This is a genomic window from Acidovorax sp. PRC11 (assembly GCF_031844105.1).
GTDB lineage: Bacteria > Pseudomonadota > Gammaproteobacteria > Burkholderiales > Burkholderiaceae_C > Paracidovorax.
Map to the genome: position 1 here is coordinate 68592 of NZ_JAUZUQ010000014.1, position 26468 is coordinate 95059.

A 26468-nucleotide genomic window follows, 5' to 3' on the forward strand; every position below is an offset into this window, starting at 1 on the left:
GCGTCCCCCTAGGCTCCTTGTCTTTCGGCCGGTTCTTTTCCATCCTGCGGCATGTCCGCGCCGATGGCCGGCTGGGGCATGGGCAGAAAGGACAACAACATGGCAGGCCTCGCACGCATCACCGGCATCCTCGTCGGCATCGTGGGTGTTGCCGTCACAGGGGCGGGCGGATGGCTCGTTTCCCTGGGCGGCAGCCCTTATTACGTCATCGCCGGGCTGGCGCTCCTGGCCACCGGCGTGCTGCTCGCGCGCCGTTCCGCCGCGGCGCTGTGGGTGTATGCGGCACTGCTGCTGGGTTCCGCGGCCTGGGCGGTGTGGGAGGTCGGCGTGGACTGGTGGCCGCTCGCGGCGCGCCTGGACATCCTCTTCCTGCTCGGCCTCTGGCTGGTGACGCCGTGGATGCGGCGCTCGCTGCTGCGCGGCCCCGCCGTCCCTGCTTCGGCCCCGGCCTCGGTGGCATCCCCGCGCACCGCTGCGGCAGCGCCCGCCGCCCGGGTATCGGCGGTGCGCATGCCGCGGCTGGCCCTCGGGCTGGTGCTGGCCCTGTCGGCCGTGCTGGCGGTGGCGTCGTGGTTCACGGCCCCGCACGAGCTCGCCGGCAAGCTGGCGGGCGGGCCCGCGGCCGGCCCCGCACAGGCCGCGCCCAGCCTGCCCGACGGCGAATGGCATGCCTATGGCCGCACGGGCTACGGCCAGCGGTTCTCGCCGCTCGCGCAGATCACCCCCGACAACGCTTCGCAACTGAAGATGGCCTGGGAGTTCCGCACGGGCGACGTGCGCGGCAAGCCGGGCGATCCGGAAGAGACCACCTACGAGGTCACGCCGCTGAAGATCGGCAACCGCCTGTTCCTGTGCACGCCGCACCAGTCGGTGATCGCGCTCGACGCCACCACGGGCAAGCAGCTCTGGCGCTACGACCCGCAGATCGAGAACAAGCTCGCGCTGCAGCACCTGACCTGCCGCGGCCTCTCCTACCAGCCGCCGCGCGATCCGGTCGCCGACGCCTCGCCCGCCGCGCTGCGCTCCGTGGCCGAGGCGGCCACCGGCGGTGACCGCGCCGAACCCGCGGCCCATTCCTCGCCGACCACGACCCGCCCCGAAGCGCCTGCCGCGACGGCCGCCGACCAGCGCCAGCCGCCCATCGCCTCGAAGCAGGGCCCGACCGACGCCGCCTGCCGCGCCAAGCTCTTCATGCCCACCGCCGACGGCCGGGTGATCGCGCTCAACCCCGAGAGCGGTGCCGTGTGCACCAACTTCGGCGGCGGCACCGGCCAGATCGACCTCTGGCAGCGCATGCCCAACCTGCGCCCCGGCGCCTACTACTCCACCTCGCCCGTGGTGGTCACGCAGCGCTTCGTGATCGTCGGCGGCACGGTGCTGGACAACGCCTCCGTCAAGGAACAGTCGGGCGTGATCCGCGCGTTCGACATCGACACCGGCGCGCTCGTCTGGAACTGGGATTCCGGCAATCCCGACGACACCGCACCGCTGCCGCCCGGCCGCACCTATACGCCCAACTCGCCCAACAGCTGGTCGATCTCCAGCGTGGACGAGGCGCTCGGCATGGTCTACGTGCCCATGGGCAACCAGCCGCCCGACCAGTGGGGCGGCAACCGCAGCCCGGCGGTGGAGAAGTATTCCTCCTCCGTCGTCGCGCTGGACCTGGACAGCGGCAAGGTGCGCTGGAACTTCCAGACCGTGCACCACGACCTGTGGGACTACGACGTGCCCTCGCAGCCGACGCTGATCGACCTGCAGGTGGGCGGGCAGACCGTGCCGGCGCTGGTGCAGCCCACCAAGCAGGGCGAGCTGTTCGTGCTCGACCGGCGCACCGGCACGCCGATCCTGCCGGTGACGGAACATCCCGCGCCGCAGGGCGCCGCCAAGGGCGACCGCACGGCGCCCACGCAGCCGAAGTCGGCCCTGTCGTTCGACCCGCCGCCGCTCACCGAGCGCGACATGTGGGGCGGAACGATGTTCGACCAGCTCGCCTGCCGCATCGCCTTCCACCGCCTGCGCTACGAGGGCCGCTTCACGCCGCCGTCGGAGCAGGGCAGCATCATCTATCCGGGCAACTTCGGCGTCTTCAACTGGGGCGGCATCGCCGTCGATCCGCAGCGGCAGGTGGCCTTCACCACGCCGACCTACCTCGCCTTCGTCTCCAAGCTGGTGCCGCGCAAGGACGACACCAGCCTGCTGGTGCAGGAAGGCGGCCCGCCCAAGGGCAGCCTGCCGGCGCTGAACGAGAACTTCGGCGCGCCGTTCGCCGCCTCGATGAAGCCCTTCGTGTCGCCCGTGGGCCTGCCCTGCCAGGCGCCGCCGTGGGGCTACGTGGCGGGCGTGGACCTGCGCACCGGCGAGGTGGCGTGGAAGCACCGCAACGGCACGGTGCGCGATCTCTCGCCGCTGCCGCTGCCCTTCCGCATGGGCGTGCCCGGCATCGGCGGCCCGGTGCTCACCGGCGGCGGCGTCGCCTTCTACTCGGGCGCGCTGGACAACTACGTGCGGGCCTACGACCTCGCCGACGGCCGCATCCTCTGGCAGGACCGCCTGCCCGCGGGCGGACAGGCCACGCCCATGAGCTACACCGGGGAGGATGGCCGGCAGTACGTGGTCGTCGTGGCCGGCGGCCACGGCTCCACGGGCACCAAGCCCGGCGACAGCGTGCGTGCCTACGCACTGCCGCCGCAGAAGTAGCGCCGCGGCAGGGCTTGGGACGGGGCGGGGCGCGCTACCATGCGCCACCCCTTCCGATCGACACGAGGAGATACCGCGTGACCACCGAAGCCCTGCTGGCCTATGCCCACTTCCTGGCCATCCTGACGATGGCCGTTTTCCTGGCGAGCGAAGCCGCGCTCTGCCGCAAGGAGTGGCTGAACGCCGCCGTCGTGGAACGCCTGGCGCGCGTGGACCTGGTCTACGGCCTTTCGGCCCTGGCCGTCCTGGCTACCGGCCTCGCCCGCGTCATCTGGGGCATGAAGGGCAGCGCGTGGTACTGGACGCAGCCGCTGCTGCACGCCAAGATCACCCTGTTCGTGGTGATCGGCCTGATGTCCATCGTGCCCACCCTGCGCTTCCTGCGCTGGCGCAAGACCCTGCGCGCCACCGGCGCCCTGCCCGATGAGGCCGCCATCCGCGGCACGCGCCGCATCGTGATGGTCGAGGCCCACCTGCTGGCGCTGATCCCGTTGCTGGCCGTGTTCCTGGCCAGGGGCGTCGGCACCCGGTAAAAAAAGAAGCGCCCGCATGCCATGCCGGCATCCGGGCGCGTCCAGCCATCGCCGGCAGCTGTCGTCCTTCACGGAGCAGAAGGCCGCGGAGCAGGCCAAGCCAGCAGATGCCGTGGAACCGGCTTTGCCGGGCCACTGGCATCGTCCCCCTTCCCGCTGCGCGCAGCGCGGCGAGAGAAGGGGGAAGGCGGCGCAGCCGCCTCAGGGGGATGTCACTTGCTGCTCAGGCATTCCTTCATGAACGCCTTGCGCTCGTCGCCCTTGAGTTCCTTCGCCTTGGGATCGGCATTGCAGCTCTTCATCTTGTCCTGCTGCGTGGCGGGCTTCTTGGCCGAGAGGCACTGCTTCATGAAGTCCTTGCGCTCCTGGCCCTTCATGTCCTTGGCCTCGGCGTTGCAGGTCTTCATCTTGGATTGCTGCGCGGTCGGCGCCTTGGCCGCGGGGGCGGAGGCGGTGGCCGCCGTCGCAGGAGCGGGAGCCGGTGCCGCCACGGGGGCGGGCGCCGTCGTCGTCGGCATCGGTGCCGCAGCGGGGCCGGCGGCATGGGCCGTCGCGAAGGAGAGGGCCAGGCCGGAGGCGGCCAGCATCGAAAGCAGCTTCTTCATGTAATGCTCCTGCAGAGGATGGAACGAGGGGTCGGTCGGATGACGCGGCGCCCCGGCCGCCTTGCCGCAGGCCGGGACTGTTCCGCTTAACGCCGCTCGCCCCCCGGCGGATGACGGGCCGGCCCGTAGAATCCGCGGATGCTCTCCGTCAAACAGGAATTGCTCGCGGCGCTCGCCGGCGAGCTGGAAAAACTCTCGCCCGGCACCGCCGGGCGCGCCGCCTTCGAATCCCCCAAGGTGGCCGCGCACGGCGATTTCGCCTGCACCGCCGCCATGCAGCTGGCCAAGCCGCTCAAGCTCAACCCGCGCGCTCTGGGCGAACAGCTCAAGGCCGCGCTGGAGGCCACGCCGGCCTTCGCGCGCTGGGTCGATGCGATCGAGATCGCCGGCCCCGGCTTCCTGAACATCCGCCTCAAAGCCGCCGCCAAGCAGGAGATCGTGCGCGAGGTGCTGGCCGCGGGCGAGCGCTTCGGCTGGCAGCAGGACAACGGCCAGCGCGTGCTGGTGGAGTTCGTCTCCGCCAACCCCACTGGCCCGCTGCACGTGGGCCACGGCCGCCAGGCGGCGCTGGGCGATGCCATTTGCAACCTCTTCGCCACCCAGGGCTGGAGCGTGCACCGCGAGTTCTATTACAACGACGCGGGCGTGCAGATCGACACGCTCACCAAGAGCACCCAGCTGCGCGCCAAGGGCTTCAAGCCCGGCGACGCGTGCTGGCCCACCGATCCGGAGAATCCGGCCTCCAAGGCGTTCTACAACGGCGACTACATCCAGGACATCGCCAACGATTTCCTGGCGAAGAAGACCGTGAAGGCGGACGACCGCGAGTTCACCGCCAACGGCGACGTCGAGGATTACGACAACATCCGCCAGTTCGCCGTGGCCTACCTGCGCAACGAGCAGGACAAGGACCTGCAGGCGTTCAACCTGCACTTCGACGAGTACTACCTCGAATCGAGCCTCTACACCTCGGGCCGCGTCGAGGCCACGGTGAACCGCCTGATCGAGCGCGGCCACACCTACGAGCAGGACGGCGCGCTGTGGCTCAAATCCACCGACTACGGGGACGACAAGGACCGCGTGATGCGCAAGAAGGACGGCACGTACACGTACTTCGTGCCCGACGTGGCCTACCACATCGCCAAGTGGGAGCGCGGCTACTCCAAGGTCGTGAACATCCAGGGCACGGACCACCACGGCACCATCGCGCGCGTGCGCGCCGGCCTGCAGGCGGCGGGCGTCGGCATTCCGCAGGGCTACCCCGACTACGTGCTGCACACCATGGTGCGCGTGGTGAAGGGCGGGCAGGAAGTGAAGATCAGCAAGCGCGCCGGCAGCTACGTGACGCTGCGCGACCTGATCGAGTGGACCAGCAAGGACGCGGTGCGCTTCTTCCTGCTCTCGCGCAAGCCCGACACCGAATACACCTTCGACGTCGATCTGGCCGTGGCGCAGAACAACGACAACCCGGTCTATTACGTGCAGTACGCGCATGCGCGTATCCAGTCGGTGCTGCGGGCTTGGGCAGAGGCCGGCGGCGGCGACGTGGCATCGCTCAAGGACGTGGATCTGTCGGCGCTGGAAGGCCCGCAGGCCCAGGCGCTGATGCTGCAGCTCGCCAAATACCCCGAGATGCTGACGGCCGCCGCCGAGGGCGAGGCCCCGCACGACGTGACCTTCTACCTGCGCGACCTGGCCGCGAGCTACCACAGCTACTACGACGCCGAGCGCATCCTCGTGGACGACGAGGCGGTGAAGCGCGCCCGCCTCGCGCTGGTCGCCGCCACGGCGCAGGTATTGCACAATGGCCTGAAGGTGCTGGGCGTCGATGCGCCCGCCAGAATGTGAACCCCATATGAACCAGAAGCAGCAACGCGGCGGCTCGGCCGTCGGCTTCATCCTGGGGATCGTCGTGGGCCTGGGCGTCGCCCTCGCCGTGGCGGTCTACGTGACCAAGGTGCCCGTGCCGTTCCTGAACAAGGGTGGCGCGCGCGGCTCCGACCAGGATGCCCTCGAATCCCAGCGCAACAAGAACTGGGACCCGAATTCGCCGCTCTACGGCAAGAACCCGGCGCGCCCGGTCACGCCGGCGGCCAGCACGCCGGCCGTGGCGGGTGTCGAGCCCGCACCGGCGAGCACGCCCGCGGCATCGGCTGCCGTGGCGGCCGCGTCCACCCCGCGGGCGGGCGCGAGCCGGCCGGTGGCGGCCGCCTCCGCCCCCGCCTCGGCCGATCCGCTGGGCGACCTGGCGCGTGCCCGGGCCGCGAGCGGCGGCGAGCCGTTCGACTACTTCGTGCAGGCCGGAGCCTTCCGCACCCAGGGCGATGCCGACGCGCAGCGCGCCAAGCTGGCCATGCTGGGCTGGGAGGCGCGCGTGAGCGAACGCGAGCAGAACGGCCGCACGGTGTTCCGCGTGCGCGTGGGCCCGTTCACCAAGCGCGACGATGCCGAAATGCTCAAGGAGAAGCTCGACGGCGCGGGCGTGGAGTCGGCTTTGGTCCGCGTCCAGCACTGAGGCGTCCGGGCCGGCTTGAACTTTTGCCGCCCGGCGCGGCTCCCAATCCTCCAGAAACATCACAGGAGTGTCCCTTTCCATGAAACGCCGCGAGTTCTCCCTCTCCGCCGCCACCGCCGTGGCCGCTTCCGCCGTCGCGCTGCCGATGGCCACGCCCGCCTTCGCGCAGGCGCGCCAGTTCAAGGAGGGCAAGGACTACGTCCGCCTGGCCAAGCCCGCGCCCACCGATGCGCCGGCCGGCAAGGTCGAGGTGATCGAGTTCTTCTGGTACAGCTGCCCGCACTGCAACGCCTTCGAGCCCACGCTCGAGGCCTGGATGAAGTCGGCGCCGAAGGACCTGGCCATCCACCGCGTGCCCGTGGCCTTCAACTCCAGCTTCGCGGCGCAGCAGAAGCTCTACTACGCGCTCGAAGGCATGAACAAGCTGCCCGAGCTGCACGCCAAGGTGTTCCGCGCCGTGCACGTGGAGAAGCTGCCCCTCGCCAAGGACGACCAGATCTTCGACTGGGTCGGCAAGCAGGGCGTGGACGTGGCGAAGTTCAAGGAGGTCTACAACTCCTTCACGGTCTCCAACCAGCTGCGCAAGGCCGCCCAGCTGCAGGAGGCCTACAACGTCGAGGGCGTGCCCTCGATGGGCGTGGCGGGCCGCTACTACACCGACGGCACCATGGCCGGCAGCATGCAGAACGTGCTGCAGGTGGTGGACTACCTGGCGGGCCAGGCGCGCAAGGGCTGACCGGCCGCCGCACGCTGTCGGCAGCGGCATGCCGCCGGCAACCCACAGGCCCGCTCCGGCGGGCTTTTGTTTGCCCGATGCTGCGCTGCCGCAGCAGGGGACTACAATCTTTGCAAGATTCGTGCCCTCTATGAGATCCAGACTCCTCCCCACCCTTCTCCTGCTGGCGTCCCTGGCGTTCGCCGCGGGGCCGGCGCAGGCCGAAAAGGCCGACCGCAACAAGCCGATGAACATTGAGGCCGACGCCCTGCGGCACGATGAACTCAAGCAGACCAGCGTGTTCACGGGCCGCGTGGTCGTGACCAAGGGCACGATCGTGCTGCGGGGCACGCGCCTCGAAGTGCGGCAGGACCCGGACGGCTTCCAGTACGGCACCATGACCGCCGAGGCCGGCCAGCGCGCGTTCTTCCGACAGAAGCGCGACACCCCGGCGGGCGCGCCGGACGAGTTCGTCGAGGGCGAGGGCGAGGTGATCGAGTACGACGGCCGCGCCGACCTCGTGCGCCTCATCCGCCGCGCCGAGCTGCGCCGCTACCGCGAATCCACGCTCACCGACCAGATGGCCGGCGCGCTGATCGTCTACAACAACACCACCGACGTCTTCACCGTGGACGGGCAGAAGACCGCCCCCGCCGGGTCCGGTTCGGCCGGCATGCCGGGCGGACGGGTGCGCGCGGTGCTGTCGCCCAAGGAATCCGCCTCGGCACCCGCGGCGGCGCCGGCCCCGGGCCCCGCGCCCACGCTGCGCCGCAGCAGCGAGCTCGGCAGCGGGGCGAAGTGAGCATGGCGACGCCTTCCCCCTCCGGCGCCGGGCCTGCAGCGCCGGCAGCGCCTTCCGGATCGCAGAGCCGCCTGGAAGCCCTGCACCTCGAGAAGTCCTACGGCTCCCGCAAGGTGGTGAAGGACGTGTCCATGGTCGTGCAGAAGGGCGAGGTCGTGGGTCTGCTGGGCCCCAACGGCGCGGGCAAGACCACCTCGTTCTACATGATCGTGGGGCTGGTGCGCAGCGACGGCGGCGACATCCGCATCGACGGCCAGTCGGTCGCGAACATGCCGATCCACCGCCGCTCGCGCATGGGCCTGTCGTACCTGCCGCAGGAAGCCTCGATCTTCCGCAAGCTCTCCGTGGAGGAGAACGTGCGCGCCGTGCTGGAGCTGCAGCGCGGCGACGACGGCCGCCCGCTGTCGCGCGCCGAGATCGAGGAACGCCTCACCGCGCTGCTGCAGGAGCTGCGCGTGGACCACCTGCGCGCCTCGCCCGCACTGGCGCTCTCGGGCGGCGAGCGCCGCCGCGTGGAGATCGCGCGCGCGCTCGCCACCCAGCCGCGATTCATCCTGCTGGACGAGCCGTTCGCCGGCATCGACCCGATCGCGGTGATCGAGATCCAGCGCATCATCGGGTTCCTGAAGGCGCGCGGCATCGGCGTGCTCATCACCGACCACAACGTGCGCGAGACGCTGGGCATCTGCGACCACGCCTTCATCATCAGCGACGGGCGCGTGCTCGCGCAGGGCACGCCGCCGGAGATCGTCGACAACGCCGAAGTCCGCCGCGTGTACCTCGGCGAACACTTCCGGATGTGATGAAACCGGGACTGTCGCTGCGCGTTTCGCAGCATCTGGCGCTGACGCCGCAGCTGCAGCAGTCGATCCGCCTGCTGCAGCTGTCCACCCTGGAGCTGTCGCAGGAAGTCGAGCAGATGCTCGACGAGAACCCGTTCCTCGAACGCAATTCCGAAGAGGCCCCGCGCGAGGAGTTCGGCCTCGCGCAGGCGGACACGCCCGTCGCCGAGTCCGACCGCGGCGCCGAGGAATCGCTCTATTCCGCCTCCGGCGCGTCGGACGCACCCAGCGCGGGCACGGCGGACGCCGCTTCTGACACGCGGGATGCCGGCGACGCCCCCGAGGTGCCCGACGCCCCCGACTGGGAGGGCGACGGCACGGTGGAGATGGCGCCCGACGACGGCGAGTGGGGCGGCGATGCGCCCGCGCGCACGCGCAGCCAGAACGGCGAGGGCGACGAAGCCGACGCCACCGAACTCGCGCGCGAACACGAGTCGCTCACCGATCACCTGCACCGGCAGGCGCTGTCGCTGCGCCTCTCGGAGGTGGACCGGGCCGCGCTGCGCTTCCTGATCGAATCGCTGAACGACGACGGCTACCTGGACGAATCGCTGGAATCGCTGGCCGTGTCGCTGGCGGGCGAGGAAGACCCGGAGCAGGTCGAGGAACTGGTGCATCGCTTCACCGTGGCGCTGCGGCTGCTGCAGAGCCTGGAGCCGGTGGGCGTGGGCGCGCGCGGCCTGGCCGAATGCATGGCGCTGCAGTTGCGCGCGCTGCAGGACGAGGACACCGCGGAGCCCGAGGTGGTGCAGGCCGCGCTGCGCATCTGCCAGCAGCCGCTGGAGATGCTGGCGCGGCGCGACGTGCGCAGGCTGTCGCAGCACTGCGGCGCGGGCGAGGAATGCACGCGCGCGGCGATGTCGCTGATCGCGCGGCTGGAGCCGCGCCCGGGCCGGGCGTTCGCGCAGGTCGAGCGCAACATCGTCGTGCCCGACGTGATCGTGAAGAAGAGCAGCGGCCGCGGTGCGACGCATGCCTTCACGGTGCAGCTCAATCCCGACGTGATGCCGCGCCTGCGCGTGCACGACATCTATGCCGGTGCGCTGCGCGGCAACCGCGGCGGCGAGGGGCACCAGGCGCTGCAGCAGCGGCTGCAGGAGGCGCGCTGGTTCATCAAGAACATCCAGCAGCGCTTCGACACCATCCTGCGCGTGTCGCGCGCGATCGTCGACCGGCAGAAGAACTTCTTCGTGCATGGCGAGCTGGCCATGCGCCCGCTGGTGCTGCGCGACATCGCCGACGAACTCGGCCTGCACGAATCGACCATCAGCCGCGTGACCACGGCCAAGTACATGGCCACGCCCCAGGGCACCTACGAGCTCAAGTACTTCTTCGGCTCGGGACTGGGCACCGAGACGGGCGGCAATGCGTCGAGCACCGCGGTGCGCGCGCTGATCAAGCAGTTCGTCGCGTCCGAGAACCCGGCCAAGCCGCTGTCGGACAGCCAGATCGCCGAGATGCTCAAGGAGCAGGGCATCGAATGCGCGCGCCGCACGGTGGCGAAGTACCGTGAGGCGCTGAAGATCGCGCCGGCCAACCTGCGCAAGGCTCTTTAGAGCGGCTCACACGACCCTTCTGGCGTCGTTGCCGCATCTTGTCGTACTACCCATACTGCCTGCGATGCGGCGCCTCGCCAGAACCGCTTCGCTGGGTCGTGTGAGCCGCTCTTAGAACGCTTCAGCCCAGCAGGCCGGGGTTCAGCTGCCAGAGCGTGTAATTGAGCGCGGCGGCGAAGCTGATCCAGGCCAGGTAGGGCAGCAGGAGCAGGCCTGCCAGCGGCCGCAGCCGCAGGAAGGCCACGAAGGTGGCGGCCACGCAGGCGCCGAGCAGCGCGATGTCCGCCAGCGCCCAGGCGCCCCGGTGCCACTGGAAGAACAGCCAGCTCCAGAGCGCGTTCAGTGCGAGCTGCAGGCAGAAGAGCACGAGCGCCTGGCGGCGCGCCGCGCCCGCGGGCTCGCGCCAGACCATCCACGCGGCGATGGCCATGAGGGTGTAGAGCACGCTCCAGACGGGGCCGAACACCCCGGGCGGCGGGGCCCAGGGCGGCTGCACCAGCTCGGCGTAGAACTGCGGTGCCTGCGCCGAGGCGATGCCGCCGACGCCGGCGGCGGCGAAGGACAGCAGCAGCCAGCCCGCGAGGGCCAGCCAGGTGCGGGGCGACAGCGGGGCGCGGCGGGTGCAGTTCCCGGAGCCGGGCGTGAGCGGATGGGTTCGTGTCATGCCGGCATCATCGCCGCAAAGGCACTGCCGCCGGGCCGGACGGCGCCTCCAGCTTGAAGCCCGCGACCGCATCGGCGAGCTGGTGCGCCTGCTGCTGCAGCGACTGCGCGGCGGCGGTGGCCTGCTCCACCAGCGCGGCGTTCTGCTGCGTGCTCTGGTCCATCTGGCTCACGGCGCCGCCGATCTCGGCGATGCCGGTGCTCTGCTCCTGGCTGGCGTTGCTGATCTCGGTGACGATGGCCGTGACGCGCTGCACGCTCTCGACCACCTCCTGCATGGTGGCGCCCGCGTCCTGCACGAGCCGGCTGCCCTCGTTCACCTGGGTGACCGAATCGTCGATCAGGGACTTGATCTCCCTGGCGGCGGTGGCCGAGCGCTGCGCGAGCGTGCGCACTTCGGAGGCGACCACGGCGAAGCCGCGGCCCTGCTCGCCGGCCCGGGCGGCTTCCACGGCGGCATTCAGCGCCAGGATGTTGGTCTGGAAGGCGATGGAATCGATCACGCCGATGATGTCCACGATCTTGCGCGAGGAGGCGTCGATGCCGCCCATGGTCTGCACCACCTGGCCGACGACCGTGCCGCCGTGGGCGGCGATCTGCGAGGCGTTGGCGGCCAGGTGCTTGGCCTGGCGGGCGTTCTCGGCGTTCTGCTGCACGGTCGCGGTGAGCTGCTCCATGGCGGCGGCGGTTTCTTCCAGCGAACTGGCCTGCTGCTCGGTGCGGCCGGAGAGGTCGTGGTTGCCGCTCGCGATCTCGCTGGTGGCCAGGCGCACGGATTCGGCCGAGGCGCGGATGCGCACGAGCACGGCGGCGATCTTGTCCACGAAGTGGTTGAAGGCACGGGCGATCTGGGTGAGTTCGTCGCTGCCGTGCGTGTCCAGCCGGCGCGTGAGGTCGCCCTCGCCGGAGGCGATGTCCTCCAGCGCGTCGCGCACCACGGCGAGGCGGCGCAGCTGGCGGCTGACGGCGTAGGTGAGCAGGCCGACGGCGAGGGCCACGCACAGCACGGTGATGGCGATGGCGAGCTGCAGCAGCTCGCGCACGGGACGGGTGGCCTCGGCGCGGTCGATGGCGATGGCCAGGATCCAGGGCGTGCCTTCGACCTTGGCGGCGTAGAGCATCTGTTCCGCGCCCTTGGCCGCGACCTGTGCGTGGCCGCCCTCGGCCGCGAGCTTCCGCAGAAGCGGCGCGTCGATGCCGGCGGCGAGTTCGGACACCGGTTTGAGGGCCAGTTGGGGATCGGCCTGCGCGAGCAGGCGGCCCTGGTCGTCGACCAGCATGGCGAAGCTCTTGGCCGTGGGCTGGATGGCGGTCACCATGCGGCCGACGGTTTCCAGCAGCATGTCGGTGGCCACCACGCCCGCGAACTGGCCGGCCGGCCCCCAGGGCTCGGCGAACGTGATGAGAAGCTTGCCGGAGCTGGCGCCGATGTAGGCCGGCGTCACGATGGGGCCGCCGGCCTGCATCGCCTGCTTGTACCAGCCGCGGGACGTGCCGTCGTAGCCGTCGGGCACGGGGTGCAGGAAGCTGTGCCGCTTGTCCGCGTGGACCAGGTAGGCATCGTCGAGCGCGCCGGCCTGCTTCGCCGCCTGCAGGAACGGGATCGGGTCCGGCTGCGCCGCCGCGATGCGGATCGAGCTGGTGATCCGCTGCTTGTCCTTCACCCACGTCGTGATCTCTTCGGCGTGCACCCGGGTCTGCTGGGCGAGCTGGGCGTCCAGGCCGGACAGGGTGTTGTTCCGGACGGCGAAGAAGGTGGCGAGCGCCAGCGCGACGAGCGACAGGGTGGTGATGGCGATGCAGATCCCGATGAGGCGGGCGCGAAGGCTTTGGAACATCTCGGCTCCCGGAGAACAATGAGGGGGATCGCTGGCTATCGGCAATTTGTTGAACTGTATCAACAGATCGAACCCGTTATTCTGCTATACGGAAAAATGATCGGACGAGGGGTTTTGCCGCCAGGGCGTATCCTCTCGCCCCTGCGTTATGAATTCATTGCAAATCTTTCTGCCCTGCGCCGCCGGCGTCGAGGGCTTCCTGGCCGACGAGGTGCACGACCTGACCGGGCTGACGGGGCATGACCTGCTCACGGGGCGCGGCGGCGTGCTGGCGCGCGCTTCCTGGCGCCAGGCGCTGCAGCTCAATCTGCACAGCCGCCTCGCGCAGCGCGTGCTGGTGCAACTGGCCGAGCGTATGTACCGCTCGGAGAACGATCTCTACGCCATCGCGGCCGAGGTGGCGTGGGAGATCTGGTTCACTCCGCGCCAGAGCTTCCGCATCGACGTCACGGCCCAGCACAGCCCGCTCAACAGCCTGAACTTCGCCGCGCTGCGCGTGAAGGACGCCGTGGCCGACCGCTTCCGTGCCAAGGCCGGCGGCGTGCGGCCGGACGTGGACACCCAGCACCCGGACGTGCGCATCCACCTGCACCTCACCACCGACCAGGCCACGGTGTACATCGACACCTCGGGCGAGCCGCTCTTCAAGCGCGGCTGGCGCGAGGACAAGGGCGATGCGCCGCTCAAGGAGACGCTCGCCGCCGCGATGATCGCCGCCAGCGGCTGGGACCCGCGCGGCGACGCGCCCCTGCCGCTCTACGACCCCTGCTGCGGCAGCGGCACGATCGCGATCGAGGCCGCGCAGATGGCCTGCCGCATCCCGGCGGGGCTGCGCCGGCGTTTCGCGTTCGAGAAGCTGCTGCCCTTCCAGGCGCATGTGTGGAATGCGCTGCGCGAGCAGGCGCAGGATGCGATCGTGGCCCCGGCCGTGCCGGTGTTCGGCAGCGACGTGTCGCACCGCATGGTGGACTTCGCGCAGCGCAACGCCGAGCGCGCGGGCGTGGCGCAGGCCGTGCAGCTGCGCGGCGGCGACGCGCTGCAGCGCATGCCGCCCACCGAGCAGCCGGGCGTGATGCTGCTCAACCCGCCCTACGGCGAGCGCATCGCCGCGGCCGGCACGGCGGGGCGCAGCGCGCGCGAGCGCATGGGCGTGGTCGAGCGCGCGGGCCGCGAGACCGCCCAGACGGACGACGGCGTGGATTTCTTCCTGCAGCTCGCCGCCCACTGGAAGAAAAACTACGCCGGCTGGCAGGCCTGGATGCTCACGCCGGACCTGAAGCTGCCCGGCAAGATGCGCCTGAAGGAATCGCGCCGCGTGCCGATGTGGAACGGCCCGATCGAATGCCGGATGTTCCGCTTCGACATGGTGCGCGGGGCCGTGCGTGCCCGGGCGCAGGGCGACGGTGCCGGTGCCGGTGCGGGTACAGGCGCAGGCACCCCTCCGGACGCGGAAGCGGACGCGGGCCATGCCGGTTGAGCTGCGGCTGCCCGTGCGGGCGGCGGCAGGCGAGCCCGTGCGCAGCGTGGTGGTGGACACCAACGTCGCGCTGGACCTGCTGATCTTCTCCGACCCGCGCACGGGGCCGCTGCGGCAGCTGCTCGCCGAAGGGCGGCTCGCCTGGATCGCCACCCAGGTGATGCGCGACGAACTGGAGCGCGTGCTGGCGTATGCGCACATCGTGGAGCGCATGGATTACTACCGCGTGGAAGCCGCGCAGGTGCTCGCCGCGTTCGATACGCAGGCGCGCCTGGTGGAGACCGCGCCGCGCGTGGCCTACGTCTGCAAGGATGCGGACGACCAGAAGTTCATCGACCTCGCGGCCGCGCACCGCGCGATCCTGCTGTCGAAGGACAAGGCCGTGCTCTGCATGCGCAAGCGCCTGCTGAACATGGACGCCCACGTGGCGACCGCGCTGGTGCTGGAGGAGCCCGAAGAGGAGCAGGCCGGCGGCGCCCTGGCCGCAGCGGCCTGAGGCCTTGCCAGGGCCGCCCGGCCCGCGCCGTCACTCCTCGAAGCGGAAGCCCTCCGCCGGGTGGAGGGACCAGCCCCCATCGCCCGTGAGCACCAGCACGTGGGTGTGGTGGGCGAGCACCGCAGGCCGGTGCGCGATGCTGATCACCGACGCGCCGCTCGCGCGCACCCGTTCGTAGAGCGCCGCCTCGTTGGCGCTGTCGAGCGCGCTGGTGGCCTCGTCGAGGATCACGATGCGCGGCTGGCGCACCAGCACCCGCGCGAAAGCCAGCCGCTGCTGCTCGCCGATCGAGAGTTCCTTTTCCCAGTCGCGCACCGCATCGAGCCCGCCGACGCGCTCGGCCAGCTCGGGCAGCTGCACGGCGTCCAGCACCTCCCGCAACTGCCCGTCGTCCAGCGCGCAGTTCCGGGCCGGGTAGAGCATCTGGCTGCGCAGCGTGCCGGGCTGCATGTAGGGCCGCTGGGGCAGGAAGAACACGCTCTCCATCGGCGGGTGGTGCACGATGCCTTCGCCGTCGCGCCACAGGCCGGCGATGGCGCGCAGCAGCGAACTCTTGCCGCAGCCGCTGGCGCCGGTGATCAGCAGCGCGTCGCCGGGCTGCAGCTGCAGGGTCAGGTCGCGCACCAGCAGGCGGGTGAAGCGGGGCGTGTAGAGCGTCAGGCCTTCGATGGCGAAACGCTCGCCCTCGCGGGCCTGGATCTCGCGGCCGGCGATGGGCGCGATGGGTGCCAGCGAGGCGACCGGCGCTGCGGCCACCGCACCCGCCTTGCCTGCCGACCGCGTTGACGGCATGCCGGCCGGCGCGCTACCGCGGCCGCGCCGGGCCTGCCGGTGGGCGCGACGATCCTGGCGGCGCTGCTTTTTCGCCGCCGCGGCCGCCTCGGGCTCCTGCGGCTCGCGGGCCTTGCGGTCCTCGGGAGCGCCCAGCAGCGCCTGGCGCAGCGTGTCGAGCCGGCCGATGCCGGCGACGAAGCGGCTCAGGCTCTCGAAGTTGTCCACGATCAGCGATACCGAGGCCAGCACCGCCGCGAAGGCTCCGCCGGCCTGGATGGCGCGGCCCACCTCCATGTCGCCCGAGAGCACGGCGTCGGCCAGGATGATGCTGGGGATCACCACCGTGAGCTGGCTGAAGGCCCGCTGGAAGAGGTTGAGCGAGCGCTGCCGCTTGATGAGGCGCGCATAGTTGTTGAAGACGGCCTGGAAGCTGTGGTCGAGCTGGGCGCGCTCCTGCGCCTCGCCGCGGTAGAACGCGATGGATTCCGCGTTCTCGCGCAGGCGCATCAGGCCGAAGCGGAAATCCGCTTCGCGCCGCAGCTGCCAGAAGTTCAGCCGGATCAGCGGCGCGCCGAACACGTAGAGCGCCACCACCGTGCCCACCAGCGCGTACACGGCCAGGAAGGCCACCAGGGCCTGGGAGATCGACCACAGCACCGCGCTGAAGGCCACCAGCTGCATGGTGGCGCCGATGAAGATCAGCAGGAAGTGCGTGGAGCGGCCGGTGAAGCTGTTGATGTCCTCGCTGATGCGCTGGTCGGGGTTGTCGACCGTGCCCTCGGCGTTCAGTTCGTAGTAGCGGCGGCGGCCGAGATAGCCGTCGAGGAAGCGGTGCGTGAGCCAGAGGCGCCAGTGGTTGGCGAAGGCGTCGCGCATGTAGTAGTAGAAGGCGTACACCGGCGCCGCGAAGGCGAGCACGAAGAGGCAGGTGCGCACCGCGTCCCAGAAACGGTCCCGGTCCTGCGCTGCGAGCGCGGAAGTCATCTCGCCGGTGCGGTCGATCAGGCGCACGGCGAGGTGCGTCTCCAGCAGCATGAGCAGGATCAGCAGGCCCATCAGCGACCAGGCGGCGAACTTCTTGTCGCCCAGCCAGTAGGGCCGCGCGACGTTCATGAACTGCCGCCAGGCGGCCATCGACAGCGAGGGGGCATGCCGGGAGGTGTCCGTCGGGCCCGGCGGGGGGGCGTCAGCTCCTGGCACGGGGGCTGCGGCGGCGGTGGAGGAAGGCATGCGAAACGTTTCGGAACGGGGCAGGAGCGCTTGAGGCCAACGATAGGGCGGCGGGCCTCCACGGTCCTGTCGGACGCCGCCCACGCGGCGCTACGGAAACGCACCCGAAGTGGAGCGGAGCGCCATGCGGGCCACGGCCGGGCAGGGGCGGGGGTACAGTGCGCGGGCGCAGTTCCCTTTCCGCATTCCCCCTCCTTTCCCTCTCCTCCCAGACATGTCCCACCTCATCGTGCACGGCGGCACGCCGCTTCGCGGGCGCATCAGCCCCTCCGCCAACAAGAACGCCGTGCTGCCGGTGCTGTGCGCCACGCTGCTCACGCGGGCGCCGCTGCGCCTGGTGGGCGTGCCCGACATCACCGACGTGCGCAAGATCCTCGACATCTTCCGCACCCTCGGCAGCCGGGTGCAGTGGGACCCGGCGGACGGCCTGCTGGAGCTGCACCACGAGCACACCGTGTTCGACGCGGCGTCGCACCGCCTGCCGGAGGAGATGCGCTCGTCGATCATGCTGGTGCCGCCGCTGCTCGCGCGCTTCGGCATCGCACGGCTGGAGGACAACGTGAAGGGCTGCACGCTGGGTGTGCGCGAGATCGATCCGCACGTGGACGTGTTCCGCCGCTTCGGCGCCACCGTGGAGCGCGCCGAGGGGACGCTGCTCGTGCGCCGGGCCGGCATGCTGGAGCCGACCGACCACTGGCTCGACTACGCCTCCGTCACCACCACGGAGAACTTCGTGCTGTGCGCGGCCGGCGCGCCGGGACGCTCCACGCTCACCAATGCGGCGTCGGAGCCGCACGTGCAGGAGTTCTGCCGCTTCATGGCGATGCTGGGCGTGCGCATCGAGGGCATCGGCACCTCGCGCCTCACGGTACACGGCGGATCGGAGCTGGGTGGCGGCGAGTTCCGCTTCGACGAGGATTTCCACGAGATCACCACCTTCCTGGCGCTGGGCGCGATCACGGGCGGCGACGTGGCGGTGCGCAACAGCGCGCCGGAGAACTTCCCGCTCATCGACCGCACGTTCGCGAAGTTCGGCGTCGAGGTCGTGCACGAAGGCGGCTGGTCCACCACGCGCCGCGCCGGGCCGCTGGCAGTGCAGCCGCCCTTCACGCCCAACACGCTCACCAAGGTGGAGGCGGCCCCGTGGCCGTACTTCCCGGTGGATCTGCTGCCGATCTTCATCGCCCTGGGCGTGCGCGCGCAGGGCAACGCGATGTTCTGGAACAAGGTGTACGACGGCGCGCTGGGCTGGACGGGCGAGCTGTCGAAGTTCGGCGCGCACGTGTTCTCGTCCGATCCGCACCGCATCGTGACCTTCGGCGGCCAGGCGCTCACGCCCGCGGTGGTCGAGAGCCCCTACATCATCCGCGTGGCGATCGCGCTCTTCATGGTGGCGGCCAGCATTCCCGGCCGCTCGGAGATCTGCCACGCCGGGCCGATCCGGCGGGCCCATCCGCGGTTCGTGGAGAACCTGCGCAGCCTGGGGGCGCAGGTCGAGTGGAAGGATTAGCGGGCCGGGTTGCGGCGGGTGGATGTGCGCATCGACCCGCGCGTAAAACGGGGCGTGGCGCTGAATGCGACTCCTGGGTCTCTCGATGTCTGATTGAAAAGCGCATTACTTGTGAAAAAGTAGTGCGTTTATTAAACTCTGCCCGCATGAGCCAAGCCGAACACATTCTTGAGCTGGCCCGGCACCGGCATGTGCTGCGGGCAGCGGATGTGCGTGAGCGCGGCTGGTCGCCGCAGTGGCTGATACGGCTGCACCAGTCGGGCAAGCTGCAGCGCATCGCCCGCGGCCTGTACGGGCTGCCCGATGCCGAAGTCACCGAACACCAGACGCTGATTGAAGTCTGCCAGCGCGTGCCCAGGGGCGTGCTGTGCCTGCTGAGCGCGCTGCAATTCCATGGGATCGGCACGCAGATGCCGCATGACGTATGGATCGCGCTGCCTGCCGGCAGCCAGGCCCCGGCGGCGGGCTACCCCACCCTGCGCATCGTGCGCCTGCGCGGCACGGCCTACAGCGACGGCATCCAGACCGTGGTCGACCACGGCGCCCCCATCCGCGTGTACTGCGCCGCCAAGACCGTGACCGACTGCTTCAAGTTCCGCCACAAGATCGGCCTCGACGTGGCGCTGGAGGCGCTGAAAGACGCTTGGCGCAGCCGCAAGGTCACCATGGCCGAGCTGAGGCGCTTCGCCCGGATCAATCGGGTCGAACGTGTCATGCAGCCCTATCTGGAGGCCATAGCGCAATGAGCGGCAACCGCTCTGCGTCGGTCCTGGCCCGGCTGCTCGCCCTCGCCAAGCAGCGGGGCGACGACTACAGCCTGCTGCTCAACCGCTTCGGCATGGAGCGCCTGCTGGCCCGCGTCGGCATCTCACCGCATGCCGACCGGTTCCTGCTCAAGGGCGCACTGCTCTTCGCACTCTGGTACGACACCCCGCACCGGCCCACCAGGGATGCCGACTTGCTCGGCTTCGGACCGGACGATGCCGCGAACCTGATCGCCACCTTCCGCGAAATCGCTGCCATGGACCTGGGCGATGGCATCGTGTTCGACCTCGACTCGGTGAAGGCTGGCCCCATCCGCGAGGACAACACCTATGGCGGCACGCGCATCACGCTGGCGGCACGCATCGGCTCCGCACGCTGCGCGCTGCAGATCGACGTGGGCTTCGGGGATGCCGTGACGCCGGGGCCCCAAACGGCGGTCTACCCGACCTTGCTGGGCGATTTCCCATCTCCCACGCTGCGCGTTTACCCCGTCTACACGGTGATCGCCGAGAAGTACCAAGCCATGGTGATGCTGGGGCAGGCCAACAGCCGGTTGAAGGACTTCTTCGACCTGGCCGTGATCGCTCGGCGCACGGCGCTGGACGGTGCCACGCTGGCGCCGCCATCGCCGCCACTTTTGGCCGGCGCCAGACCGCTCTGCCCACCGAGCGGCCCCTGGCACTGACCAGGCAGTTCAGCGAAGATGCTGCCAAGCTGCGCCAGTGGCAAGCCTTCCTGAACAGAAACCGCATCGAAGCCGCAAGCCTGGGGGATACCGTGGCGTTGCTGGATGACCTGCTGTGGCCACCGACACAGGTCGCTGCCGCTGGCAGTCAGGCAACGGCTACTTGGTGCCCCGAGGCCTTGCGCTGGGTTTGAAAGCCCGGCAATGGGCCTGCCCAAGCCACTCATCCGCCCCGGAGCTTCTCTTGCAGCGCTACCGCGCAAGCAGATCGTAGGCCGCGCGCACGCGCTGCACGTCGCGGCCCCAGCGGCGGTCTTCGGGCAGGCGGCGCAGCCAGGCGAGGCGGCGGAGCGTGGCGTCCATCACCTGGCGGACATCCTCGCCGTGCGCGGCGATCCAGGCGGCGGTGTCCGTCCGGGCCGCGGGCAGGGCGCCTGCGGCGCGCAGGTAGAGCGCGGTGGAGTGGGCGTAGCAGAGCAGGTCGCGCACCTGGCAGACGGGCAGCGGCAGGGTGGCGGCGGGGTCGTCCTCGAAGTCCAGGTAGCCGACCACGCCGTCCGGGCAGCGCACGAGGTTGCGCGCGAAGGCCTGGCTCAGGCAGGTGCCGCGGGCATGCACTTCGCCGATGGCCGCGAGGCCCTGGCGCCAGAGCGCGAGCACGGGGCCGGCGCCCTCGGGCAGGCGGTGTTCGATCTCGTTGCCCAGCGAATGCGTGTCCACGCCCGGGCGGCCCAGGTCGAGCGTGAGCAGGCCCTGGCCGCTCGCCGCCAGCACTTCGGGCACGCGCAGGCCCAGCGCATGCAGGCTGCGCAGCCGGCGCACTTCGGTGGCGATGGCCTCCGCCCCGCCCGGCGCGGGCACCGGGCGCAGCACGGGCAGGCCCAGCAGGCGGGCGAGCGCGGCCATGGCGCGGTAGCGGCCGGCGCCGCGCACGGGGGCGGCGCGCTTGAGCCATACGCGTGTGCCGTCCACGATGTGGCTCTCCACGGCATGGGTCTGCAGGGGCAGCCGCTCGCGCAGCACGGCATCCCAGTCGACGGAGGCGTGCTGCGCGGTGGGGCCGGAGGCCTGCGGGGACAGCGGGCCCGAAGGGCCGGCAGGGCCGGACGGCCCGGGAAAAGACGGGGTGGCGGACATGGAATGGAGCGCTCGGAAAGGGGGCGGCAGGGCGCGCGGCTACACTCGCCGCCTTGGAATGCACGGCCGGGCTCGCGCACGGCCGCTGCGGCGGCATCATAGAGCGTGCCTTTTCCGTCGGGCTGCGCCGCCTGCCCGCGGGCCCGCGCCGGCCGCTGCATGCCGCTGCATACCGCTTCCCCTGAAGCCCCCCATTTTTCGCCCCATCCGAACCCCATACCGCCCGCGCGCCCCGCGCCAGGAGCTTCCCATGACCGATCCCCACGCCCCCACGCCCTCCGCCGAGGCGCCCGGCACCGAGCCGGCGCTCAGCAACGACGACCTCGATGAACTGGACGCGCTGCTCGACGACCTGCGCTCGCGCGCAGAGGAAATCCCCCAGTGGGAGTTCTGCGACGGCTTCCTGACGGCGCTCGTCTGCACGCGCCGCCCCATCGCACCGGCCGAATACCTGCCCATGCTGCTGGACGACGGCGGCCCGATGGAGCTTTCCGCCGACGGCGATGCGCTGCCGCGCCTGCCGGCCTTCCAGGACGACGCGCAGCAGGCGCGCTTCGTCGAACTGTGGACGCGCCGCTGGAACGAAGTGGCCCGCCAGCTCGACGAGCAGGTCGAGACGCTGGAAGACGACCGCGCCTTCCAGCCCGAAGTGATGGACATGCGCGGCGCCATCGCCTGCCTGCCCGAGGAAGAACGCGCCGAGATGGAGGGGCAGGACATTCCCTCGTTCGGGCAGGTCTGGGCGCTCGGCTTCATGTTCGCCGTGGAGAACTGGCCCGAGGAATGGGCCGCGCCGCGCGACAAGGAGGCCGCGCAGTGGCTGGACGGCGCGCTCGACCACATCGTCGCGCTGACGGAGGACGACACCGGCCGCGCCGAGCACAACATGTACGCCGAGGACGGCCCGCCCAGCGTGAGCGAGGACCGGCTGGAGGTGTTCGGCGAGGCGGTCTGGGCCACCTACGACCTGCGCCAGCTCTGGAAGAGCATGGGCCCGCGCGTCGAATCCGTGCGCCGCGAGGACACGCCGGGTCGCAACGACCCGTGCAACTGCGGCAGCGGCAAGAAATACAAGAAGTGCTGCGGAAATTGAGCACAACCCCCTGAGGCGCTGCGCGCCTTCCCCCTTCTCTCGCATCGCGATGCGATGCGGGAAGGGGGACGCCACCGGCGCGGCGGGCGGCCCTTGCGCGGTGGCCGCTGGCGGGGCCGCGCTCACCGGCATCGCTTTGGATTGACATGACCTTTTCTTTTCTGGCCCGCTTGCGTGCCGAATGGGCGCCCAGCATTCCGCGTGAGCTGCTCGCGGGGGCCGTCGCCACGTTCGCGCTCATCCCGGAGGTGATCGCGTTCTCGTTCGTGGCGGGCGTCGATCCGTCGGTGGGGCTGTTCGCCTCGTTCGTCATCAGCCTGGTGATCGCCTTCGCGGGCGGCCGGCCGGCGATGGTGTCGGCGGCGGCCGGCTCGGTGGCGCTGGTGGCCGCGCCGCTCGTGCAGTCGCACGGCCTGGGCTACCTGTTCGCGGCCGGGCTGCTGGCCGGCGCGGTGCAGGTGGCCTTCGGGCTGCTGCGCATGGGCGTGCTCGTGCGGTTCGTGTCCAGCTCGGTGCGCACGGGGTTCGTGAACGCGCTGGCGGTGCTGATCTTCTCGGCCCAGCTGCCGCACCTGCGCGGCGCCGGCCCTGCCACCTGGGGCATGCTGGCGCTGGGGCTCGCGATCATCTACGGGCTGCCGCGCCTGGGTGCGTGGTGGGGCTGGCGCGCGCTCACCGCGATCCCGTCGCCGCTGGTCTGCGTGGTGGCGCTCACGGTGCTGGCCTCCGCGGCCGGCCTGCCGCTGCCCACCGTGGCCGATCTGGGCAGGCTTCCGGACGCGTTGCCCGCCTTCGCGCTGCCCGGCGTGCCGTTCACGCTGGAGACCCTGCGCACCATCGCGCTGCCGGCGCTCGCGATCGCCTTCGTGGGCCTGCTCGAATCCGTGCTCACGGCCGCGGTGGTGGACGAGATGACCGACACGCCCAGCGACAAGAACCGCGAATGCGCGGGCCTGGGGCTGGCGAACATCGCGGCCAGCCTGTTCGGCGGCATCGCGGGCTGCGGCATGATCGGCCAGGCCGTCGGCAACGTGAAATACGGCGGCCGCGGGCGGCTCTCGACGCTGTTCGCGGGCGTGTTCCTGCTCATCCTGATGGTGGCGCTCAAGGACTGGGTGTCGCGCGTGCCGGTGATCTCGCTGGTGGCGATCATGGTGATGGTGTCGGCCTCCACCTTCGACTGGGGATCGCTGCGCACGCTGGTGCGCCATCCGCGCATGTCGAGCGCGGTGATGCTGGCGACCGTGGCCGTGACGCTCGCCACCCACAACCTCGCGGCCGGGGTGGCCGTGGGCGTGCTGCTGAGCGGCGTGTTCTTCGCCTTCAAGGTGGCCCGCCTGCTCGACGTGCGCGCCGAGGACGACGCGGCCACGGGCCTGCGCACCTGGCGTGTCGCGGGCCAGGTGTTCTTCGCCTCGGCCGATGCCTTCATCGACGCCTTCGACATCCTCGCCGCGGAAGGCCGGCCGGTGCGCATCGACGTCTCGCGCGCCCACTTCTGGGACGTGACGGCGGTGGCCGCGCTGGAGAAGGTGGTGCAGCGGCTGCGCCACCACGGCTGCAGCGTGGAGGTGGTGGGAATGAACCAGGCGAGCGCCGGGCTGGTGGAGCGGGTCGCGGAGCGCTGACTCAGGCGAGCAGCTCGGCGAGACGTGCCAGCGCATGCCCCTGCGCGCCCGCCCGCACGGCCGCGCGGTCTCCCGCGAAGCGCACGACCTCGCTGTGCGTCGCGCCGGCCACGTGCCAGCCGAACCAGACGGTGCCCACGGGTTTTTCCGCGCTGCCGCCCGAGGGGCCGGCCACTCCGGTCACCGCGAGTGCGACCTGCACCCGGGCATGCCGTGCGGCCCCTTCCGCCATCGCGCGTGCCACGGGTTCGCTGACGGCGCCATGGGCCTCGATGAGCGCCGCGGGCACGCCCAGCAGCTCCGTCTTGGCGGCATTGGAATAAGTGACGAAGCCGCGCTCGAACCACTGGCTCGATCCGGCGAGATCGGTGCAGGCGGCCGCGATCAGGCCGCCGGTGCAGCTCTCGGCGGTGGCCATCATCCAGCCGCGCGCGCGCAGGGCATGCACGATCGCCCCGAGGGCGGACGGCGCCGCGGGGCCGCCGCCGCTCACCACAGCACCCTCCAGAGCGCGATCACGAACAGTGTGCAGAACGCCGCCACGAAATCGTCGAAGAGGATGCCCCAGCCGCCGCGCCAGCCGAAGCCCTTGAAGAGGCTGTCGGCCCAGGCGACCGGGCCGGGCTTGACCGCGTCGAAGAAGCGGAACAGCGCGAAGGCCGCGCACTGCCCCCAGAAGCCCATGGGCATGGCGAGCCAGAGCACGCACCAGAAGGCCACGATCTCGTCCCAGACGATGCAGCCGGGGTCGGCCACGCCGAGGCGGCGCGCGGTGGTGGTGCAGGCCCACCAGCCCACCAGAGTGCCGCCCAGGATCAGGAGGCCGATCTGCATCGGCGCGAGCCACTGCTGCAGCAGCAGGTAGGCGAGCCAGGCCCAGGCGGTGCCCACGGTGCCGGGCGCCCGCGGCGAGAGGCCCGAGCCGAAGCCCAGGGCGATCCAGTGCGCCGGGTGGGCGCGCAGGAAGGCGGCGGTGGCGATCGGCGGGCGGCGGCCCGGCTTTCCAGCGGCGGGAAGCGGAGAGAGGGGCGGCAGGGCGTTCATGGCGTGTTCTCGTCCAGCATGACGTCCTTGTCGTGGCGCACCGTGTGCTCGGCGGTGAAGCGGGCCTCGGCGCCCGGCGCCAGGGTCTGCTGCCAGGCGATCGTGCCGGGGCGGCCTTCCCAGGCGGTGGTGAGCGGTGCGGGTGCATAGCGCGATTCGACCTCGATCTTCGCGTTGCGCGAGACCGGCGCCGCGTCGATCACCTGCAGCGTGACCGGCGCGGTGTGGCGGTTCTCGATGCGGTAGGCGAGCGCGGTGCGGCGTTCCACGCGCGAGCCCGTGAAGCCGGCGCTGCCGGTGGTCTGCTGCGGCGCCTCGGCCTGCACGCGCACGAGGTCGTCGGGGCCGAACGAAAGCGGGACGGCGCGGGCTGCCTGCGCGTCGGCGCCCGCCGTCGCCGTGGTCATGGGCGCCGCCGCAGCGAAGTCCAGCCGGCCCTCGCCCACGAAGGCGCCGTCGCGGTACAGGCCCACGGACCCGGCGGGCCAGGAGCCCGCGGGCGGCGCGATCTCGGCCACGAGGTAGGCGGCCGGCTGGCGCGCGGGCACGGTGCGCGTGACGAGGCGGGCGGTGGCGGCGTGCGTGCCCAGCAGCAGCGTGGTGCGCTGGCCGCTCGCGGGCACGGTGAGGCGCTGCGGCACCTCGAAGCGCGTCGCATAGCTGCCGGCCAGGGCGGTCACGTCAAAGTCGGGCAGGGGGGCTTCCGCCAGGTCGGCCGGGGCCGGAGCCGGGGCCACGGGCGCCGCCGCTGACCTCGCCACTATTCCCATCATGGTGACGGAGGAAGGCCTGCGTTCGGGCTGCGGCTCCGGCGGGGCCGCCACGTCCACCGTCCAGGTGCCGGGACGCGGCCCCTGCGTGGCGCGCGCGGGCGCCTGGGTGGTGAGCACGAGCCGCACGTCGTTCCAGTCCTCGCCGCTGCGCTGGGCCACCACGGCCAGCCGCTCCAGCACCACGGCGCCCGTGGCGGTATCGAGCCGCGCGCGGTAGGCAGGCTGCCAGCCGGGGCCGCGCACCTGGTAGGACAGGCGCAGCCCGGCCTCGCGGTCGGTGGCGAGGTTCACGGCCACCGACACCACTTTTCCGCGGGTGCCGCCCGCCGCGTGGTCGCGCTCGGCACGCAGGGGCTTCAGTTCGCGCTCCAGTGCTTCCTGGCGGCGCTGCAGCGGCGGCAGGCGCACCAGGGTGTCGGCCGAGGTCTTGCGCAGCGCTTCGGCCGTGGCCGGTATCTGCGCAGCCGGCGTGGACAGGGGGGCGGCCGCCGGGGCGCGGCCGTCGCGCGCGGTCGCGCCGCCGCCGGCCGTGCCCTCGCTGCCGCCGGCCACATGGTCCAGGTACCGGTCCACGCGCCGCAGGGCGGTGATTTCGGCCTGCACGTCCGCGATGCGGTCCTCCAGCGCGCGGATGCGGTCGTCCAGCGGGCTCGCGCAGCCCGCGGCCACGTCGCGGTCTTCGGTGGTGACCTTGAACTCGCCGACGCGCACGCCGGCATCGGCGCTGATCTGCAGGCTGTCCGGATCGAGGCTGGCCGGCAGGCAGGCGAAGGTGGCACTGCGCGCGCCCGCGGGAAGGCGGGCGCTGCGTTCGATGGTGGCGATGCCCGGCGCCACGGTCACCTGGGTGATGCGCGATGCCGTCGCGGCGGAGCGCTCCTGCGCATGGGAAGCGGGTATCGCCGCGATGGCCGCGCAGGCCAGCAGGGCGGCCAGCAGGGGGCGTGCTCCCAGGGCGCGCTCTCCGGAGGCGGCAGGGCCCGGGGGCTCGGCCCGGGCGCTGCTGCATCGTGTGAAGACGGCCGGACGGGCCGTGCCGGGCAGGAAGGCGAAGGGCATGGCGGCTCCTGGTTCCTCAAAAGGGGGATGG

22 protein-coding genes and 1 pseudogene are annotated in these 26468 nt (G+C 71.3%); 15 read left to right on the forward strand and 8 right to left on the reverse strand.

Annotated elements, in window-relative coordinates; genetic code table 11:
* The first annotated feature begins 99 nt into the window (after window positions 1-99).
* Together Q9R47_RS16390 and Q9R47_RS16395 are read left to right on the forward strand one after the other, a co-directional pair.
* Window positions 100-2697, forward strand: coding sequence for a glucose/quinate/shikimate family membrane-bound PQQ-dependent dehydrogenase (locus tag Q9R47_RS16390; protein WP_311234249.1), 2598 nt, complete (start codon window positions 100-102; stop codon window positions 2695-2697).
* Between the two features lie 77 nt (window positions 2698-2774).
* On the forward strand, window positions 2775-3230 hold the full coding sequence (locus tag Q9R47_RS16395; protein WP_311234250.1) for a DUF2214 family protein: 456 nt from the start codon (window positions 2775-2777) through the stop codon (window positions 3228-3230).
* A gap of 212 nt (window positions 3231-3442) precedes the next feature.
* Here the strand turns inward: Q9R47_RS16395 and Q9R47_RS16400 are convergent, their stop codons facing one another.
* The gene (locus Q9R47_RS16400; RefSeq protein WP_311234251.1) at window positions 3443-3835 is read right to left on the reverse strand and encodes a PsiF family protein; all 393 of its coding nucleotides are present in this window, start codon (window positions 3833-3835) and stop codon (window positions 3443-3445) included.
* A 138-nt stretch (window positions 3836-3973) separates the two neighbouring features.
* On the opposite strand from Q9R47_RS16400, the gene argS reads away from it, so the two are divergent.
* From argS to Q9R47_RS16430, 6 genes are all read left to right on the forward strand, one after another.
* Window positions 3974-5683, forward strand: coding sequence for an arginine--tRNA ligase (gene argS, locus Q9R47_RS16405; protein ID WP_311234252.1), 1710 nt, complete (start codon window positions 3974-3976; stop codon window positions 5681-5683).
* 7 nt (window positions 5684-5690) lie between these two features.
* A complete protein-coding gene (locus tag Q9R47_RS16410; protein ID WP_311234253.1) occupies window positions 5691-6350 on the forward strand; it encodes an SPOR domain-containing protein in 660 nt (219 codons plus the stop codon).
* Window positions 6351-6429: 79 nt separating this feature from the next.
* Window positions 6430-7086: a thiol:disulfide interchange protein DsbA/DsbL gene (locus tag Q9R47_RS16415; protein ID WP_311234254.1), complete on the forward strand. Its 657-nt coding sequence runs from the start codon at window positions 6430-6432 to the stop codon at window positions 7084-7086.
* Between the two features lie 130 nt (window positions 7087-7216).
* Complete coding sequence (gene lptA, locus Q9R47_RS16420; protein WP_311234255.1) at window positions 7217-7867, forward strand: lipopolysaccharide transport periplasmic protein LptA; 651 nt, start codon at window positions 7217-7219, stop codon at window positions 7865-7867.
* A 2-nt stretch (window positions 7868-7869) separates the two neighbouring features.
* Complete coding sequence (gene lptB, locus Q9R47_RS16425) at window positions 7870-8670, forward strand: LPS export ABC transporter ATP-binding protein (RefSeq protein WP_311234256.1); 801 nt, start codon at window positions 7870-7872, stop codon at window positions 8668-8670.
* The gene (locus Q9R47_RS16430; protein ID WP_311234257.1) at window positions 8670-10265 is read left to right on the forward strand and encodes an RNA polymerase factor sigma-54; all 1596 of its coding nucleotides are present in this window, start codon (window positions 8670-8672) and stop codon (window positions 10263-10265) included. Before lptB ends, Q9R47_RS16430 begins: the two co-directional genes overlap by 1 nt.
* A 121-nt stretch (window positions 10266-10386) precedes the next feature.
* Here the strand turns inward: Q9R47_RS16430 and Q9R47_RS16435 are convergent, their stop codons facing one another.
* Together Q9R47_RS16435 and Q9R47_RS16440 are read right to left on the reverse strand one after the other, a co-directional pair.
* Window positions 10387-10929 carry a TspO/MBR family protein gene (locus Q9R47_RS16435; RefSeq protein WP_311234258.1) on the reverse strand — a complete coding sequence of 181 codons (543 nt, stop codon included), beginning with the start codon at window positions 10927-10929 and terminating at the stop codon, window positions 10387-10389.
* 7 nt (window positions 10930-10936) lie between these two features.
* Window positions 10937-12766: a methyl-accepting chemotaxis protein gene (locus Q9R47_RS16440; RefSeq protein ID WP_311234259.1), complete on the reverse strand. Its 1830-nt coding sequence runs from the start codon at window positions 12764-12766 to the stop codon at window positions 10937-10939.
* Window positions 12767-12914: 148 nt separating this feature from the next.
* Here Q9R47_RS16440 and Q9R47_RS16445 point away from each other — a divergent pair, with 148 nt between their 5' ends.
* Entirely contained in the window at window positions 12915-14243 is a 1329-nt protein-coding gene (locus Q9R47_RS16445) for a THUMP domain-containing protein (RefSeq protein WP_311234260.1), read from the forward strand.
* Window positions 14233-14739, forward strand: coding sequence for a putative toxin-antitoxin system toxin component, PIN family (locus Q9R47_RS16450; RefSeq protein WP_311234261.1), 507 nt, complete (start codon window positions 14233-14235; stop codon window positions 14737-14739). The genes Q9R47_RS16445 and Q9R47_RS16450 overlap by 11 nt, the downstream gene beginning before the upstream one ends.
* A gap of 30 nt (window positions 14740-14769) precedes the next feature.
* On the opposite strand, the gene Q9R47_RS16455 is transcribed toward Q9R47_RS16450, so the two are convergent.
* Entirely contained in the window at window positions 14770-16743 is a 1974-nt protein-coding gene (locus Q9R47_RS16455) for an ABC transporter ATP-binding protein/permease (RefSeq protein ID WP_311234262.1), read from the reverse strand.
* Window positions 16744-16957: 214 nt separating this feature from the next.
* Here Q9R47_RS16455 and Q9R47_RS16460 point away from each other — a divergent pair, with 214 nt between their 5' ends.
* The 3 genes and pseudogenes from Q9R47_RS16460 to Q9R47_RS16470 all read left to right on the forward strand — a co-directional run bounded on the left by Q9R47_RS16460 (window position 16958) and on the right by Q9R47_RS16470 (window position 19897).
* Window positions 16958-18253, forward strand: coding sequence for a UDP-N-acetylglucosamine 1-carboxyvinyltransferase (locus tag Q9R47_RS16460; RefSeq protein ID WP_311234263.1), 1296 nt, complete (start codon window positions 16958-16960; stop codon window positions 18251-18253).
* Between the two features lie 146 nt (window positions 18254-18399).
* A complete protein-coding gene (locus tag Q9R47_RS16465) occupies window positions 18400-18999 on the forward strand; it encodes an AbiEi antitoxin N-terminal domain-containing protein (protein ID WP_311234264.1) in 600 nt (199 codons plus the stop codon).
* Window positions 18996-19897: pseudogene (locus Q9R47_RS16470) on the forward strand (nucleotidyl transferase AbiEii/AbiGii toxin family protein). Before Q9R47_RS16465 ends, Q9R47_RS16470 begins: the two are co-directional and overlap by 4 nt.
* A gap of 58 nt (window positions 19898-19955) precedes the next feature.
* Here Q9R47_RS16470 and Q9R47_RS16475 read toward each other — a convergent pair.
* Entirely contained in the window at window positions 19956-20840 is an 885-nt protein-coding gene (locus Q9R47_RS16475; RefSeq protein WP_311234266.1) for a hypothetical protein, read from the reverse strand.
* Between the two features lie 250 nt (window positions 20841-21090).
* Between Q9R47_RS16475 and Q9R47_RS16480 the strand changes: the two genes are divergently transcribed.
* Entirely contained in the window at window positions 21091-21933 is an 843-nt protein-coding gene (locus tag Q9R47_RS16480) for a UPF0149 family protein (protein WP_311234267.1), read from the forward strand.
* Window positions 21934-22079: 146 nt separating this feature from the next.
* Window positions 22080-23561, forward strand: coding sequence for a SulP family inorganic anion transporter (locus Q9R47_RS16485; RefSeq protein ID WP_311234268.1), 1482 nt, complete (start codon window positions 22080-22082; stop codon window positions 23559-23561).
* A gap of 1 nt (window position 23562) precedes the next feature.
* On the opposite strand, the gene Q9R47_RS16490 is transcribed toward Q9R47_RS16485, so the two are convergent.
* From Q9R47_RS16490 to Q9R47_RS16500, 3 genes are read right to left on the reverse strand one after another with little or no spacing between them, the layout of a single operon-like run.
* Window positions 23563-24054 carry a CinA family protein gene (locus Q9R47_RS16490; protein WP_404977162.1) on the reverse strand — a complete coding sequence of 164 codons (492 nt, stop codon included), beginning with the start codon at window positions 24052-24054 and terminating at the stop codon, window positions 23563-23565.
* Window positions 24051-24605, reverse strand: coding sequence for a phosphatidylglycerophosphatase A (locus Q9R47_RS16495; protein ID WP_159502543.1), 555 nt, complete (start codon window positions 24603-24605; stop codon window positions 24051-24053). Before Q9R47_RS16495 ends, Q9R47_RS16490 begins: the two co-directional genes overlap by 4 nt.
* Entirely contained in the window at window positions 24602-26437 is a 1836-nt protein-coding gene (locus tag Q9R47_RS16500; protein ID WP_311234269.1) for a DUF4139 domain-containing protein, read from the reverse strand. The genes Q9R47_RS16495 and Q9R47_RS16500 overlap by 4 nt, the downstream gene beginning before the upstream one ends.
* Window positions 26438-26468 lie beyond the last annotated feature (31 nt).

Excerpts from the sequence above, each read along its gene's own strand:
- Q9R47_RS16390 (WP_311234249.1), top strand. The coding sequence starts at position 100 with ATGGCAGGCCTCGCACGCATCACCGGCATCCTCGTCGGCATCGTGGGT.
- Q9R47_RS16400 (WP_311234251.1), bottom strand. The coding sequence starts at position 3,835 with ATGAAGAAGCTGCTTTCGATGCTGGCCGCCTCCGGCCTGGCCCTCTCC.
- argS (WP_311234252.1), top strand. The coding sequence starts at position 3,974 with ATGCTCTCCGTCAAACAGGAATTGCTCGCGGCGCTCGCCGGCGAGCTG.
- Q9R47_RS16410 (WP_311234253.1), top strand. The coding sequence starts at position 5,691 with ATGAACCAGAAGCAGCAACGCGGCGGCTCGGCCGTCGGCTTCATCCTG.
- Q9R47_RS16415 (WP_311234254.1), top strand. The coding sequence starts at position 6,430 with ATGAAACGCCGCGAGTTCTCCCTCTCCGCCGCCACCGCCGTGGCCGCT.
- lptA (WP_311234255.1), top strand. The coding sequence starts at position 7,217 with ATGAGATCCAGACTCCTCCCCACCCTTCTCCTGCTGGCGTCCCTGGCG.
- lptB (WP_311234256.1), top strand. The coding sequence starts at position 7,870 with ATGGCGACGCCTTCCCCCTCCGGCGCCGGGCCTGCAGCGCCGGCAGCG.
- Q9R47_RS16430 (WP_311234257.1), top strand. The coding sequence starts at position 8,670 with ATGAAACCGGGACTGTCGCTGCGCGTTTCGCAGCATCTGGCGCTGACG.
- Q9R47_RS16435 (WP_311234258.1), bottom strand. The coding sequence starts at position 10,929 with ATGACACGAACCCATCCGCTCACGCCCGGCTCCGGGAACTGCACCCGC.
- Q9R47_RS16440 (WP_311234259.1), bottom strand. The coding sequence starts at position 12,766 with ATGTTCCAAAGCCTTCGCGCCCGCCTCATCGGGATCTGCATCGCCATC.
- Q9R47_RS16445 (WP_311234260.1), top strand. The coding sequence starts at position 12,915 with ATGAATTCATTGCAAATCTTTCTGCCCTGCGCCGCCGGCGTCGAGGGC.
- Q9R47_RS16450 (WP_311234261.1), top strand. The coding sequence starts at position 14,233 with ATGCCGGTTGAGCTGCGGCTGCCCGTGCGGGCGGCGGCAGGCGAGCCC.
- Q9R47_RS16455 (WP_311234262.1), bottom strand. The coding sequence starts at position 16,743 with ATGCCTTCCTCCACCGCCGCCGCAGCCCCCGTGCCAGGAGCTGACGCC.
- Q9R47_RS16460 (WP_311234263.1), top strand. The coding sequence starts at position 16,958 with ATGTCCCACCTCATCGTGCACGGCGGCACGCCGCTTCGCGGGCGCATC.
- Q9R47_RS16465 (WP_311234264.1), top strand. The coding sequence starts at position 18,400 with ATGAGCCAAGCCGAACACATTCTTGAGCTGGCCCGGCACCGGCATGTG.
- Q9R47_RS16475 (WP_311234266.1), bottom strand. The coding sequence starts at position 20,840 with ATGTCCGCCACCCCGTCTTTTCCCGGGCCGTCCGGCCCTGCCGGCCCT.
- Q9R47_RS16480 (WP_311234267.1), top strand. The coding sequence starts at position 21,091 with ATGACCGATCCCCACGCCCCCACGCCCTCCGCCGAGGCGCCCGGCACC.
- Q9R47_RS16485 (WP_311234268.1), top strand. The coding sequence starts at position 22,080 with ATGACCTTTTCTTTTCTGGCCCGCTTGCGTGCCGAATGGGCGCCCAGC.
- Q9R47_RS16495 (WP_159502543.1), bottom strand. The coding sequence starts at position 24,605 with ATGAACGCCCTGCCGCCCCTCTCTCCGCTTCCCGCCGCTGGAAAGCCG.
- Q9R47_RS16500 (WP_311234269.1), bottom strand. The coding sequence starts at position 26,437 with ATGCCCTTCGCCTTCCTGCCCGGCACGGCCCGTCCGGCCGTCTTCACA.